General features: G+C 62.2%; 16 protein-coding genes. 11 read left to right on the top strand and 5 right to left on the bottom strand.

The window, feature by feature from the left end; all coding sequences use genetic code 11:
* Positions 1-14: 14 nt before the first annotated feature.
* From C6W55_RS13590 to mutY, 8 genes are all read left to right on the top strand, one after another.
* On the top strand, positions 15-1,022 hold the full coding sequence (locus C6W55_RS13590) for a molybdopterin-binding protein (RefSeq protein ID WP_286893179.1): 1,008 nt from the start codon (positions 15-17) through the stop codon (positions 1,020-1,022).
* 101 nt (positions 1,023-1,123) lie between these two features.
* Complete coding sequence (gene tatA, locus C6W55_RS13585; RefSeq protein ID WP_286893177.1) at positions 1,124-1,360, top strand: twin-arginine translocase TatA/TatE family subunit; 237 nt, start codon at positions 1,124-1,126, stop codon at positions 1,358-1,360.
* Positions 1,361-1,426: 66 nt separating this feature from the next.
* Complete coding sequence (gene tatC / locus C6W55_RS13580) at positions 1,427-2,230, top strand: twin-arginine translocase subunit TatC (RefSeq protein WP_286893175.1); 804 nt, start codon at positions 1,427-1,429, stop codon at positions 2,228-2,230.
* Positions 2,231-2,369: 139 nt separating this feature from the next.
* Positions 2,370-2,651 carry a co-chaperone GroES gene (groES, locus tag C6W55_RS13575; RefSeq protein WP_286893174.1) on the top strand — a complete coding sequence of 94 codons (282 nt, stop codon included), beginning with the start codon at positions 2,370-2,372 and terminating at the stop codon, positions 2,649-2,651.
* A 139-nt stretch (positions 2,652-2,790) separates the two neighbouring features.
* On the top strand, positions 2,791-4,407 hold the full coding sequence (gene groL / locus C6W55_RS13570) for a chaperonin GroEL (protein ID WP_286893172.1): 1,617 nt from the start codon (positions 2,791-2,793) through the stop codon (positions 4,405-4,407).
* Positions 4,408-4,586: 179 nt separating this feature from the next.
* Positions 4,587-4,976, top strand: coding sequence for a holo-ACP synthase (acpS, locus tag C6W55_RS13565; protein WP_286893171.1), 390 nt, complete (start codon positions 4,587-4,589; stop codon positions 4,974-4,976).
* Between the two features lie 43 nt (positions 4,977-5,019).
* A complete protein-coding gene (locus C6W55_RS13560) occupies positions 5,020-5,958 on the top strand; it encodes an AraC family transcriptional regulator (RefSeq protein WP_286893169.1) in 939 nt (312 codons plus the stop codon).
* Positions 5,939-7,183: an A/G-specific adenine glycosylase gene (gene mutY, locus C6W55_RS13555; RefSeq protein ID WP_286893167.1), complete on the top strand. Its 1,245-nt coding sequence runs from the start codon at positions 5,939-5,941 to the stop codon at positions 7,181-7,183. Before C6W55_RS13560 ends, mutY begins: the two co-directional genes overlap by 20 nt.
* A 111-nt stretch (positions 7,184-7,294) precedes the next feature.
* Here the strand turns inward: mutY and C6W55_RS13550 are convergent, their stop codons facing one another.
* Complete coding sequence (locus C6W55_RS13550; RefSeq protein WP_286893166.1) at positions 7,295-8,089, bottom strand: NAD kinase; 795 nt, start codon at positions 8,087-8,089, stop codon at positions 7,295-7,297.
* Positions 8,090-8,169: 80 nt separating this feature from the next.
* On the bottom strand, positions 8,170-9,219 hold the full coding sequence (gene ylbJ, locus C6W55_RS13545) for a sporulation integral membrane protein YlbJ (RefSeq protein WP_286893236.1): 1,050 nt from the start codon (positions 9,217-9,219) through the stop codon (positions 8,170-8,172).
* Positions 9,220-9,411: 192 nt separating this feature from the next.
* On the opposite strand from ylbJ, the gene C6W55_RS13540 reads away from it, so the two are divergent.
* Both C6W55_RS13540 and C6W55_RS13535 read left to right on the top strand, forming a co-directional pair.
* Positions 9,412-9,813: a globin domain-containing protein gene (locus C6W55_RS13540; protein WP_015253549.1), complete on the top strand. Its 402-nt coding sequence runs from the start codon at positions 9,412-9,414 to the stop codon at positions 9,811-9,813.
* The gene (locus C6W55_RS13535) at positions 9,810-10,511 is read left to right on the top strand and encodes a DUF2225 domain-containing protein (protein WP_015253550.1); all 702 of its coding nucleotides are present in this window, start codon (positions 9,810-9,812) and stop codon (positions 10,509-10,511) included. Before C6W55_RS13540 ends, C6W55_RS13535 begins: the two co-directional genes overlap by 4 nt.
* Before the next feature lie 78 nt (positions 10,512-10,589).
* On the opposite strand, the gene C6W55_RS13530 is transcribed toward C6W55_RS13535, so the two are convergent.
* Both C6W55_RS13530 and C6W55_RS13525 read right to left on the bottom strand, forming a co-directional pair.
* A complete protein-coding gene (locus tag C6W55_RS13530; protein ID WP_286893163.1) occupies positions 10,590-10,826 on the bottom strand; it encodes a hypothetical protein in 237 nt (78 codons plus the stop codon).
* Positions 10,823-11,083 (bottom strand): YycC family protein, encoded by a 261-nt coding sequence (locus C6W55_RS13525; RefSeq protein WP_213483090.1) that lies wholly within the window; start codon positions 11,081-11,083, stop codon positions 10,823-10,825. The genes C6W55_RS13530 and C6W55_RS13525 overlap by 4 nt, the downstream gene beginning before the upstream one ends.
* A gap of 113 nt (positions 11,084-11,196) precedes the next feature.
* On the opposite strand from C6W55_RS13525, the gene C6W55_RS13520 reads away from it, so the two are divergent.
* Positions 11,197-12,984, top strand: a complete 1,788-nt coding sequence (locus C6W55_RS13520) for a M3 family oligoendopeptidase (protein WP_015253553.1) — start codon at positions 11,197-11,199, stop codon at positions 12,982-12,984.
* Here the strand turns inward: C6W55_RS13520 and C6W55_RS18155 are convergent.
* The gene (locus C6W55_RS18155; protein ID WP_353682040.1) at positions 12,947-13,333 is read right to left on the bottom strand and encodes a DNA glycosylase AlkZ-like family protein; all 387 of its coding nucleotides are present in this window, start codon (positions 13,331-13,333) and stop codon (positions 12,947-12,949) included. The genes C6W55_RS13520 and C6W55_RS18155 overlap by 38 nt on opposite strands.
* Positions 13,334-13,570 lie beyond the last annotated feature (237 nt).

Here is a 13,570-nt window from a genome sequence, read left to right as displayed (position 1 = left end):
AGCGGAGGCGGAGCATGAAGACGAGACTGCGCGAAGTGCCGGTCGAGGAAGCCGTGGGCCTGGCGCTTGCCCACGATCTGACGCAGATCATACCCGGGCAGTTCAAGGGCCGCCTCTTCCGAAAAGGGCACGTGGTCACCGAGGAATACATTCCGAAGCTGCTGGACATCGGCAAGGCGCACATCTACGTGCTGGAGCTCGGCGAAGGCGATCTGCACGAGGATGATGCCGCGCTGCGGCTGGCCTCGGCGCTTGCCGGCGACGGGATCACGTTCGGCGAGCCGGGCGAAGGCAAGGTGACGCTGAGGGCCGAGCGGCGCGGCCTTGCCGTCCTTGACGAGGCGTTCGTGCGCAGCGTGAACCGGATCGGCGACATCGCGCTCGCGACGGTCCGGCGCGACCAGGTGCTGCAGCCCGGCGGCGCGATCGCGGCGGTGCGCGCCATCCCGCTCATCGTGCCGGAGCGGAAGATCGCGGAAGCCGAGGCGCTGGCCGCGGATTGGCGGGCGCGGCACGGGAGCGCGCCGCTCGCCGTGCGGCCGCTCCGCTCCGTACGCGCCGGTCTGCTCGTGACCGGAGGCGAAGTGTACAGCGGCCGGATCAAGGACAAGTTCGGCCCGGCCGTCCGCGCCAAGCTGGAGGCACTCGGCTCCACGGTCGCCGAGCAGCGCTTCGCGCCGGACGATCGACAAAGAATTGTCACGGAGATTCACTATTTGCTGGAACGCGGGTATGATATGATATTGGTAACCGGGGGCATGTCCGTCGACCCGGACGACCGGACGCCCGGGGCAATCCGGGAAGCCGGAGCGGACATCGTCAGCTACGGGACGCCGATGCTTCCGGGTTCCATGCTGCTCGTCGGGTATCTCGGAGATGTTCCGATCCTCGGATTGCCCGGCTGCGTCATGCACGATCCGTACACATCGTTCGACGTCCTGTTGCCGCGCATTCTCGCCGGAGACCGGATCACGCGGGAAGAGATCGCCGGCATGGGCTGCGGAGGATTGCTTCACGGATAGCCGGCGCCGCTTGACAAGCGCCGGAACACACGAACATTCGGCCCGGCCGAATCCGCCTGGAGAAGCGGATGGACGCGGCTTGAAGGAGGAACGACAGACCAATGGCCAGTGGTATTGGAGTGACGGGGTTCATCCTGCTCATCATCGTCGCGCTGCTGCTCTTCGGTCCGAGCAAGCTGCCCGAGCTCGGCAGAGCGTTCGGACGGACGCTGCGCGAGTTCAAGATGGGCGCGCGCGAGATCGTGGACGACATCGAGCGCGATGAGAGTAAAGGCCGCCTGGAAGCGGGGCGCCCGGAGAATCAGGATTCAGCGGACAAGAAGCGGCTTCCGGAATAACCGGAATACGCTTTTTTTATGGAAGATGATGCGGATTTGAATGGGCCTGAAGGAGGGGGACAGGCATTGGCGGATCACGGCGTTCGGCCCTTGGGAAGGCCTCAGGCTTCCAAGCCGGACGAAGAGAAACAGATGCATCTGCTTGAACATATCGGCGAACTCCGGCGCAGGCTGATTTACGTGCTGGCGGCGCTGTTCATCGGACTTGTCCTGGGACTGCTCGCCGCCGAACCGGTCTACGACTATTTGATGAGTGTCGAGCCGGCCAGCAGACTGACCGAACTGCATGCGTTCTCACTGTGGGACGGCATCGGCATGTACATGAAAATCGCTTTCGTGATCGCGCTGCTGATCGTGCTGCCGTTCGCGTTCTATCAACTGTGGGCGTTCGTCAGTCCCGGCCTCAGAGCGCGCGAGCGGAGAGCGGCGCTGGGCTATGTGCCGCTTGCGTTCGTCATGCTGGCGGTCGGGCTTGCTTTTTCCTATTTCGTCGTCTTTCCGCTGGCCTTCGATTTCACCACCCATGTCTCGCGTCGGCTCGGCCTGGAGGAGACCTACGGAATCGCGCAATATTTTTCGTTCATGTTCAACATCATTGTGCCGATCTCGCTCCTCTTCGAGCTGCCGATTCTCGTCATGTTCCTGACGCGGATCGGCATTCTGAACCCCGCGCGGCTGCGCAAGATGCGCCGGTACGCTTATTTCGGGCTCATTTTCGTCGGCGTGCTCGTGACGCCGCCGGATTTCATCTCGGACATGCTTGTCGCGCTGCCGCTCATCTTGTTGTATGAATTCAGCGTCTACATGGCGTCGTCGGTGCACCGCAGAATGCAGCGCCGGGAAGGGCGTCTGAAGGAAGACGAAAACTGAAATTTTTTGCGGTCCCGACGTCGGATCCCCCCTTGCATTGGAATATCAACTTGAGTATTATAAGAGTTGGTTGTTAGCACTTGAGCATGTCGAGTGCTAACCTGCAGCATATCTTTCATTACGAAGGAGGCGCATTTACATGATCAGACCTTTGGGTGACCGCGTACTGGTCGAACCGATCGCAAGAGAAGAAACGACTGCAAGCGGCATCGTTCTGCCCGACACGGCGAAAGAAAAGCCGCAGGAGGGCAAAGTCGTCGCCGTCGGCAAGGGTGCGTACAAAGATGGCGTGCTTGTTGCTCCCGAAGTGAAAGTCGGGGACCGCGTGCTGTTCTCGAAGTACGCCGGCACGGAAATCAAATATGAAGGCAAAGACTATCTGATCATGAGGGAAAGCGACATCCACGCGATCTTCGAATAATTCGGATCGTCTGGATTCCCATGCATGGGCCGCCTGACGGCCGCATATACGGACGGATTTCGATCCGCTGTCCGGATGCGTTATGCATCGTACACAACGTGCAAGTCGATTCTGAACGGTTCAAGGAGGTAATCACGCTATGGCCAAAGAGATCATTTTCGGTGAAGACGCCCGCCGCGCGATGCTCCGTGGTGTGGACGCGCTCGCCAATGCCGTTAAAGTGACGCTCGGTCCGAAGGGCCGCAACGTCGTGCTCGAGAAGAAATTCGGCAGCCCGCTGATCACGAATGACGGCGTCTCGATCGCGAAAGAAATCGAGCTCGAAGATCCGTTCGAGAACATGGGCGCCCAACTGGTGAAGGAAGTCGCCACGAAGACGAACGACGTGGCCGGCGACGGCACGACGACGGCTACCGTTCTGGCTCAGGCGATGATCCGCGAAGGTCTGAAGAACGTAACGGCCGGCGCGAACCCGATGGTCATCCGCCGCGGTATCGAAAGAGCGGTCAAGACGGCTGTCGAAGAGCTGAAGAAGATTGCGAAGCCGATCGAAGGCCGTCAATCCATCGCGCAAGTTGCGGCCATCTCCGCAGCCGACGAAGAGCTCGGCCAACTGATCGCGGACGCCATGGAGAAAGTGGGCAACGACGGCGTTGTCACGGTTGAAGAGTCGAAAGGCATCCAGACGGAACTGGAAGTTGTCGAGGGCATGCAGTTCGACCGCGGCTATACGTCCGCTTACATGGTAACGGACACGGACAAGATGGAAGCCGTGCTCGACAACCCGTACATCCTGATCACCGACAAGAAGATCTCGAGCATCCAGGAAATTCTGCCGATCCTCGAGAAAGTTGTCCAAACGAGCAAACCGCTGCTCATCATCGCGGAAGACGTCGAAGGCGAAGCGCAAGCAACGCTCGTCGTCAACAAGCTGCGCGGCACGTTCACCTGCGTTGCGGTCAAGGCTCCGGGCTTCGGCGACCGCCGCAAGGCGATGCTGGGTGACATCGCGGCGCTGACGGGCGGCCAGGTCATCACGGAAGAACTCGGCCTCGACCTGAAATCGGCGACGCTGGATCAACTCGGCAGCGCGCGTCAAGTCCGCGTATCGAAGGAAAACACGATCATCGTGGACGGCGCGGGCGACAAGAAGGACATCGACGCTCGCATCGCGCAAATCAAAGCCCAACTCGAAGAAACGACGTCCGACTTCGACCGCGAAAAACTGCAAGAGCGCCTCGCGAAGCTGTCCGGCGGCGTAGCCGTCATCAAGGTCGGCGCCGCTACGGAGACGGAGCTGAAAGAGCGCAAGCTGCGCATCGAAGACGCGCTGAACTCCACGCGCGCTGCGGTTGAAGAGGGCATCGTATCCGGCGGCGGCACGGCGCTGATCAACGTGTACAACGCGGTTGCCGCGCTGAAAGCGGAAGGCGACGAGCAGACGGGCATCAACATCGTGCTGCGCGCGCTCGAAGAGCCGGTGCGCACGATCGCGGCGAACGCGGGCAAGGAAGGCTCCGTCATCGTCGAACGGCTGAAGAAAGAGCCGGTGGGCATCGGTTACAACGCGGCTACGGACGAGTTCGTCAACATGTTCGAAGCCGGCATCGTCGACCCGGCGAAAGTGACCCGTTCCGCGCTGCAAAACGCGGCTTCGGTTGCGGCCATGTTCCTGACGACCGAAGCGGTCATCGCCGACAAGCCGGAGAAAGAGAAAGCAGCTCCGGGCGGCATGCCGAACATGGACATGATGTGATCGGCGCAGACTTAAGCCGACAATCAGAAGGTCTCTCCTCGCGGAGAGGCCTTCGCTTTTTTTTTTTTTGCGCTTTCCGGGAAGGACGGTCGCAAGCCGTTTTTGCTTGCCGGAAGAACTGCTATAATAGATTGAAGTTATTTTCAACCGCGGCGCCATGAAGGAGTGAAGCGGCTTACGTGATCATCGGCATCGGACATGACCTGGTGGAGATCGCGCGGATCGAGCGGATATTGCAGGGGCATACGGCGGAGATGTTCATCCGGCGCATTTTGACGGAAGAGGAAATCGCGCTGGCGCCGGCCGGAGGCAAGCGGATGGCGGAATATGCGGCCGGACGGTTCGCGGTGAAAGAGGCGGTGTCGAAGGCGCTCGGCTGCGGCATCGGGGCGGCGGTCCGTTTTATCGATATCCATGTGCTGCCCGACCGGCTGGGAAAACCGACCTGCACCCTGTCCGCGCGGGCGTGGGAACGGCTCGGACTGGACCCGTCGGCGACCCGCATCCACGTGACGATCACCCACGAGCGCGGTTTCGCATCGGCGTTCGCACTCGCCGAACGACGCTGAGAAATCGAGTGCATCAGACAATCCTGAACTTCTGGGAGCGACTATGGAACGAATTTATCGGATCATCCTGCAGCAGCATCTGAGAAGACTGAACGCAGAAGTGACGTTGGCCGCATGGAGTTCCTTCGCTCCCGGTTTCAGCCTGGGGCGTTCGCGGTCTCACGGCTTCCGGCTCGTCTATATCAGCAAAGGCACGGGCTGGATTGAAGTGAACGGAAAGCGATACGGCACCAGGCCGGGCTGCCTGTCCCTGCTGCCCGCCGGAATCGAGCAGTCGTGCGGCGTGGCGGGGACGGAGCCGGTCGAAGCCTATTGGGTCCAATTTGACGCCAATCTCGGCGATGCCGAGCTGATCGATATGCTGAAGCTGCCCGTCTGCGTCGACATGTCCGGGCGCTCCGACATCATCCGTCTGTTCGAAGCGATGGTCGATTCGTACAATGACCGGTCCATCACGAGCGTGCTGCGTTCGAAAGCCGCGCTGTACGAGGCGCTTGCCTGCTTCCTCGAACAGTGCCAGGTGGATGAGGGAGCGTTCGGCAACATCGATGTTTACGTCAAGCTTGGGAAGGTGCTGGACTACATCGACCAGCATCTGGCGGAGAATCTGACGCTCGAAGAGCTGGCGAAAATCGCCTATCTGCATCCGAACTATTTCATCAGCCTGTTCAAAAATTTGATCGGCTACCCGCCCATCCAGTACGTCAACATGCAGCGGTTGGAGAAGGTCAAGAAGCTGCTGGAAGAGACCGATATCCACATTGCCGATATCGCCGCTTCCGTCGGGATGCGGAATCATTATCTGTCCCGTCTGTTCAAGCAGCACACGGGCATTTCGCCGACGCGCTACCGCAAGCTCTACGGCGAACGGAAGGCGATGGCGGACCGGGCCGCCGCGAAGGGCGGGCGGATTTCGGAAGTTCAGGCCGCGGCGGCTGACGCCGGCACAGGGGGAAGCGGATATGAGCAGGGAGAAGACTGAAGCGGCTGCCGCTTTTTTCGCCGCGGAGCTGCTGAACTGGTACGATGCGAACAAGCGCGATCTGCCGTGGCGGCGGGATCGGGACCCCTACCGCATCTGGGTATCGGAAGTGATGCTGCAGCAGACGCGGGTCGATACGGTGATTCCGTATTATGAACGGTTTATGGAGCGCTTCCCGACGGTGCGGCATCTGGCGGAAGCGCCGGAGGAAGAGGTGCTGAAATGCTGGGAAGGCCTCGGCTACTATTCGCGGGCGCGCAATCTGCAGGCGGGCGCGCGGCAGGTGGTCGAGCTGTACGGCGGCGTCGTGCCGGACGACAAGGCGGCGATCTCGTCGCTGAAGGGGATCGGCCCCTACACGGCAGGCGCGATTCTGAGCATTGCCTATAACAAGCCGGAACCGGCCGTGGACGGCAATGTGATGCGGGTGATGTCGCGGTATTTCCTATTGGAGGACGACATCTCGAAGCCGTCCGCCCGGACGAAGATCGAGCGGCTGGCGGCGTCGATCATTCCCGAAGGGCGGGCCGGCGATTTCAATCAGGCCGTCATGGAACTCGGCGCGCTGGTCTGCACGCCGAAGTCGCCGGGCTGCCTGCTCTGCCCGGTGCTCGCGCAATGCGCCGGCCGGGCCGCCGGACGGGAGCGGGAGCTGCCCGTGAAATCGAAGCCGAAGCCGCCGCGCCCCGAGCTCCGGCTTGCCGCCCTCGTCGAGGGGCGGGGCGAGCACGCGGGCAAGGTGCTCGTCCGGCGGCGGCCGGACAGCGGGCTGCTCGCCCGCATGTGGGAGCTGCCGCATATGCTCGCGCCGGATGAGGCGGCGGCGGTGGAGGCGGGGGCCGGGCACGGCCGGTTCGATGCGCTCAGCCGAGGGCTCGCGGAGGAGGCGGGGCTGCTCGTCCGCCCCGAGCGGCTCTGGACGGAGGAAGAGCACGTCTTCAGCCATATCCGGTGGAAGGTGGACGTGTATCTCGCCGAATTCGGCTTTTTCCTGGAAGGCGGGCGGGAAGCGGCCGCCGGCGCCGTCTCCGAAACAGTCTCTGAAGCCGCCTCCGAAGCTGCATCCGGCGTTGCCGCCGAAACCGGCGCGCCGTATGGCGGGCGGTCGTGCGGGGAAGAGCCGCCGGACGGCTGGCTGTGGATCGGCCCCGGGGACATGGCGTCGCTGGCGTTTCCGAATGTTTTTCTCCGGATATTGAACGATTACTTCGCGCGGCGGACGTGAAAACAGCCGGGAGAATGCTCCCGGCTGTTGTTGGCAGGGGCTGCCTCGCAATATGGTGCAAATGATGCACCAGATTTTGCCCGGTGCGGGTCCGCCCGGTTCAAATGCAGCTCACGGCTCGACGAGGAAGGCGTCGCGCACCCTTCGCCAGAACGGAAACGGCCGGTACCGGGCGAAGCAGATCTTCTTGTCCGACACGGTGCAACGCAGCGAGCGGATGTCGTTCCGTTCGATGGTGATGTGGTCGACGACGAGCGCCAGCCGCTGCGACTCCTTCGCGGAGACGATGTCGCAATGATGGTGCTTCGGCAGGACGACGGACGAACCGAGCGTCCGGTAGACCCGGTTGTTGATCGACGCGATCTCGGCGATCTGCAGCGATTCGATCGACGGGTGGATGACCGCGCCGCCGAGGCTTTTGTTGTAGGCTGTGCTGCCGGACGGGGTCGACACGACGATGCCGTCGCCGCGGAACATCTCGAACAGCTCGTCGTTGATGTGGATGCTCGCGACCAGCGTGCCCTCGACGCCTTTGAGCGTGAATTCGTTCAGCGCCAGGTACCGGTCGCTGCCGTCGGGCGTGTTGGACACGACTTCGATCAGCGGATAGCGGACGTACTGCGGCTTGTCTTCTGCCATTTTCATAACCAGCGTGTCCAGCTCATGGGCCTGCCAGTCGGCATAGAAGCCGAGATGGCCGGTATGCACGCCGATGAAACTGACCTGGTCGAGCAGGTGGACGTATTTGTGGAACGCCTCCAGCAGCGTGCCGTCGCCGCCGATCGAGATGACGATGTCCGGGCGATGCTCATCAAGGGTAAACCCCTGGGCCGCGGCCAATGTGTGGAACCGCTCGGACAATTGTTTCGAATGGTCGTCGCCCCGGTCAATCACGACATATCTCAACGGACAGTCTCCTTCCGCATCATTCTCCCTCGATCATAGCGAAAAATGACGCGATAGACAAACATGCCCGCTTCAACCGGTCAAGGCCCGAGCAGCCCCCACAGCAGGTAGACGAGCGCGAAACTGATGATGCCGTGTGCCGCTCTGGCCGCAAGGAACGGCGGATAGCGGATATCCGTCGCGCCGATGATGCTGGCGATCTGCGCATGCACGGACAGCCCGGCCCAGGACAGCACCCACGCCGCGGCGGCCGCCCGATGCAGCAGCGTCGCGTCCGGTTCTCCGGCCGCTTTCGCGCCCAGCGTCACTTCGAACAGCCCGTTCGCGAATGCGGCGGACATTTGCGGCGGCAGTCCGGCCGCATGCAGGAACGACTGCAGCATGCCGACGAGCAGATCGAGGACATTCGCCCGGGCGAGCAGTTCCATTACGACGGAGAAAAAAACGACCAGACCGCCCACCACGATGTTGAGCCGCAGCGCCGAACCGATCGCATCCTGCAGCAGCCGGCCGAACGGGCGGCCGTCGGCCGTCCGGGCTTCATGCATGGCGGTGAGCGCGGCGGGCAGCAGCCGCGCGCCGTCCTTCGCGGCGGCGCGGGTGACCGGTTCCCGCCGTCTGTACTGGCGGAAGCTCAGCCCGATGATGAGAGCGCCGCCGTAGTGCGCGGCCGCCAGCAACGGCGCCAGGGCGGCCTGGTGAAAGAAGCCGACCGAGACGGCGCCGATGAGGAAGATCGGGTCGGACGTCGTCACGAAAGCGACGAGCCGCTCACCCTCCGTCCGGCTGATCTGTCCCTGTTCCCGCAGCCTGGACGTCAGCCGGGCGCCGACGGGGTAGCCGGAGATCAGTCCCATCGTGACGACGAAGCCCGCGATGCCGGGCAGACGAAAGACGGGGCGCATCAGCGGATCGAGCAGCGTGCCGAAGAAATGGACGACGCCGAAACCGAGCATAAGCTCGGCCATGACGAAGAACGGGAACAACGCAGGGAACAGAACGTCCCACCAGACGGCGATGCCGCGCAACGACGCGCTCAGCGAAGCGGCGGGATGCGCCGCCATCAGCGCGGCCAGCAGCAGACAGCCTAATGCGGCGAGCGGAGCCGGCCGCACCAGGAACCGAACCATTCGCGCCACTCCGCTTCCCTCCCGCAAGTGGACTCCTTCTCATAGATATGCTTGTCTGCCGCCGAACATCCCCACGGAAATGACGCCGGGCATCGACGGGCCATCCGGCCTGTCGATATCCCGTCCAAAGTATGGTATAATGCTGACTGTACTACTGAAGTGTTGACATCTTGGCGTTTGGAGTGAAACACAATGCTGCGTGAATACGGCACCCTGTATGACGCGATCGGCGGAGCGCCGGTTCTGCGCCGCATTGTCGAGGCTTTCTATCCGAAGGTCCAGGCGCATCCGCTGCTTGGACCGCTGTTCCCGGAAGACATCCGGCCTGTCATGGAGAAACAGTTCATGTTCCTCAGCCAGTTCTTCGGCGGACCGCCGTTGTATTCGGAAGCCTACGGGCACCCGATGATGCGCGCCCGGCATCTGCCGTTTCCGATTACGCGCGAACGGGCGGACGCGTGGCTCGATTGCATGCGCCGCGCTCTTGAAGAAGTCGGGCTTGCGCCGGAGCTCAGGGCAATGATGCTGGAGCGGTTGTCCGGTCCGGCCTATCATTTTGTGAATACGGTCGAACAAGGAGAGGCTGAGTCATGATCGATCCTTTATTCCAGGTGAAGGTCCAGTGTCCGTGCTGCGAGAACACCTTCTCCAGCTCCCGCGTCCGTCCGAGTTTCCGGAAGGTGACCCGCACCGATTCAGACTTCTGCAGCCACTATCGGGACGAAGTCAATCCGGATTTCTACGTCGTGCGCGTGTGCCCGAACTGTGGTTACGCATCCACCGAGAATTCGCTGCAGGAACTGACGCCCAGACAGAAGGAATTGTACAAGAACCGCATCGGCAAAAGCTGGGTGCGTCGCGATTACGGCGGACAGCGGACATGGGAAGAGGCGCTCGACTGCTACAAGCTGGCGCTGCTCTGCGCGCAGACGGTGGGAGACAAGGATCGCGTCATCGCCGGTCTTCTTCATCATATTGCCTGGATGTACCGGCTGCGGGATAACCAGGAGCAGGAGCGCCGGTTCCTGCGCTATGCGCTGGAAGCGTACATCCGCGTGTACGAACTGGAAGGCGTGAACATCGACAACGCGCGGCTGATGTATCTGATCGGCGAGCTTTACCGCCGGCTGGACGAGCCCTATGAGGCGGTGAGATGGTTCTCCCGCGTCGTCAACGACAAGCGGATCATGGACGCCGGCATGATCAAGGCTTCGCGGGAAGCGTGGCAGAATATCCGCCAGGAGATGTTGGAGAAGAAGATGGAATTGCCGGACGAGGTCGAGCTGCTGTAACCGAAGCGAGAGATCGAAAAAGCCGATCGATTCCGCATGCGCGGGATGATCGGCTTTGTTGCATTTGTCCGGGCGGTTTCATTTTCCGCGCAGCACGGTGTCGGTCAGCAGGTAATCCGGATCGGCGTCGATGACGGTCACTTTGTTGCGGCAGCAGGGGAACACGAGCAGTCTCCGGCGTCCCGTGCGGATGTCGTCCAGATCTTCCGGGCGGATCGGCAGAATGACGTTGCCGGTCTTGCAGAACGGGCACTCCTGCACATAGAGGTCGCCCATGATCCGATCATACGGCCAGGTGCGTTCGAACGGGATCATCGCGATTCGTCCCCTCCGGGCTTGTCCGAAGCTTCGGAGTTCCGTCCGGCAGGAGGTCCGCTCTTCGGATCTTCCGTCCTGTCGCTTGCCTGTCCCCGGTCATTTTCCTGGTTTTGCGCCTGCTCCTTCGCGGCCATCTCGGCCAGCTTCTGCAGCAGAATGTGGCGAGGCATATGCATCAGATGCTCGAGCGGCACGCCGAGATACTTGGACAGTTTGATTGCGGTGTCGGGAGAGATAGGCAGCGGTCCGGGCATCGGATGTCCTCCTTCAGCGGGCTGAAGCCGCCGGTCGTGGTATAATTAAGGTTATACTACAACGTCAGCGGCGGCAAATCAATGCGCGGGTTGGGAAAGGAGCGTGTCACGGTATGGAAAAAACAGAAATGCGTTGGAGTCTGGAGAATATTTATCCCGGCGGGGCCGAATCCGGGGCGTTCGCGGCGGAGCTGGAAGGCCTTCAGCGGGATATTGAAGCGTTCGAACGTTCGCTTCGCGATGCGGAGGATGCGCCGGTGACCGCGGACCGGCTTGAGCAGTGGACGCAGGCTGCGCAATCGATTCTGGCGCGCCTCAGGGAAGCGGAATCGTTCACGGCCTGCCTGACGGCGGCCGACGTGAACGACCGCCGGGCCGCCGCATTGGATGACAGGGTGAAGAACCTGGCTGCGGCTTATCAGGCGGCGCTGACGCTCTATGACCGCGTGCTGGGCGCGGCCGATGAGGAGACGTGGAACGGCTGGCTGTCATCCGGAACCGGTCCCGGAGCGGCGGCATTCTATGTGGCCGAGCGGCGTGAGCGGGCGAAGGAGAAGCTGCCGCCCGAGCAGGAGGCGCTCGCCGGCGATCTGGCGGTGAACGGCTACCACGGATGGGGCGAGCTGTATCATACAGTCGTCGGGCGGACCCGTTTTCGGGCGGCGGATGAGACGGGAGAGACGAAGACTTATTCGGCGGGGCAGATGCAGAATCTGCTCTCGCACGGCGACCGCGGCGTGCGCCGGACGGCATTCGAAGCCTGGGAAGCGGAATGGGGGCGCCAGGCCGACCTGTGCGCCGAGGCGTTGAACCGGATCGCGGGCTTCCGGCTCAAACTGTACGGCCGGCGCGGCTGGAACAGCGTGCTGAAAGAACCGCTCGACATGAACCGGATGCGGCGCGAGACGCTGGAAGCGATGTGGGCGGCGGTCGACGAGAGCCGGCCGGCGCTGGTCCGGTATCTGAACCGCAAGGCGGAGCTGCTCGGAGTGGAGCGCCTCGACTGGCACGACGTCGAAGCGCCGATCGGCGCATCCGCGCGGACCGTGCCGTATGGGGAAGCGGCCGCGTTCATCGTCGACCGATTCCGGCAGTTCAGCCCGGACATGGCCGCTCTGGCGGAACGAGCGTTCCGCGAGCGATGGATCGAGGCGGAAGACCGCGGCGGCAAGCGCCCCGGAGGCTTCTGCACATCGTTCCCGATCGCCGGCGAGACGCGCATCTTCATGACGTATTCGGGTACGGCGTCCAACGTCTCGACGCTCGCGCACGAACTCGGCCATGCTTACCATCAGCATGTCATGAACGATCTGCCGCCGTTCGCGCAAGAGTACGCGATGAACGTCGCCGAGACGGCGTCGACGTTCGCCGAATGGATCGTGTCCGATTCGGCGGTGCAGGCGGCGTCCGATCCAGCGGAGAAGCTGGCGCTGCTCGATGACCAGCTGCAGCGTGCCGTCGCGTTCTTCATGAACATCCGCGCGCGGTTCCTGTTCGAGACGCGTTTCTATGAGCGGCGCAGGGAAGGCCTGCTGTCCGCGGACGAACTGTGCGCCTTGATGGAAGAAGCGCAGCGGGAAGCGTATGCCGGCGCGCTCGGCGTGTGGCATCCGCATTTCTGGGCGTCGAAGCTGCATTTCTATCTGACGGACGTGCCGTTCTACAATTTCCCGTACACGTTCGGCTTCCTGTTCAGCAGCGGCATCTATGCGCGGGCGGCGGCGGAAGGGCCGGCGTTCGCGAACCGGTACGCCGCGCTGTTGCGCGACACCGGCAGCATGACCGTCGAGGATCTGGCCTGGAAGCATCTCGGCGTCCGGCTGGACGACATGGCCTTCTGGCGCGAAGCTGCGGCCGTCCCGCTCAAGGACATCGACACGTTCCTGGCGCTGGCGGAGTGAGCTGCGGCCCGCTCATGAGACTATCATTCGCATAAGCGAAGAAACTTCTTCTCAATTGGTCGAAAACCGGCCGAAGCGCTGATTTGGAAGAAGTTTTTTCGCTTATTTTTTTGAAATCGGGCATTTCGGCTTCCAGATATCCTTGCATCCGAAGCCGGTGCAGCATCGGGCCGACGGTGCGTTTGGACAGGCCAGTCCACTCGGCGGCATCGTCCGGCGTGAACGGACGCCCGTGGCGCATGGCGCGGCGGATCAGCTCCCGCTGCCAATCTCCACACCTCCGCTTGAAAAAAAGAAAACACCGCCCAGCCCGTTGTCGGGTATGGACGGTGTGCTTCACCAGATTCATCGTAGCAAAGCTGGCAGCAAAAGGCAAGTGGCGGGGCAGCCCGGGTCTGAGTCAAGTCAGCGTGGGCACCTTATTGGGGATGCTGGATCACAACCGAAAAAAGAGCCAATCCCTTGTTAGCGGTTTCAGTTTTTCTTCCTTCAGGAACTGCTCCAGATCCCTGGTATCAGTATCCTCTAAGTCCTTTTAATGCCATTCCAGTCGGGCGACTTTGCCATTGGCTTCTGAGCAGTCGGA

This window comes from Thermobacillus sp., assembly GCF_003390775.1.
Taxonomy (GTDB): Bacteria; Bacillota; Bacilli; order Paenibacillales; family Paenibacillaceae; genus Thermobacillus; species Thermobacillus xylanilyticus.
Note: the sequence above shows the minus strand (reverse complement) of the source record. Positions and strands in the feature narration are given on the sequence as shown.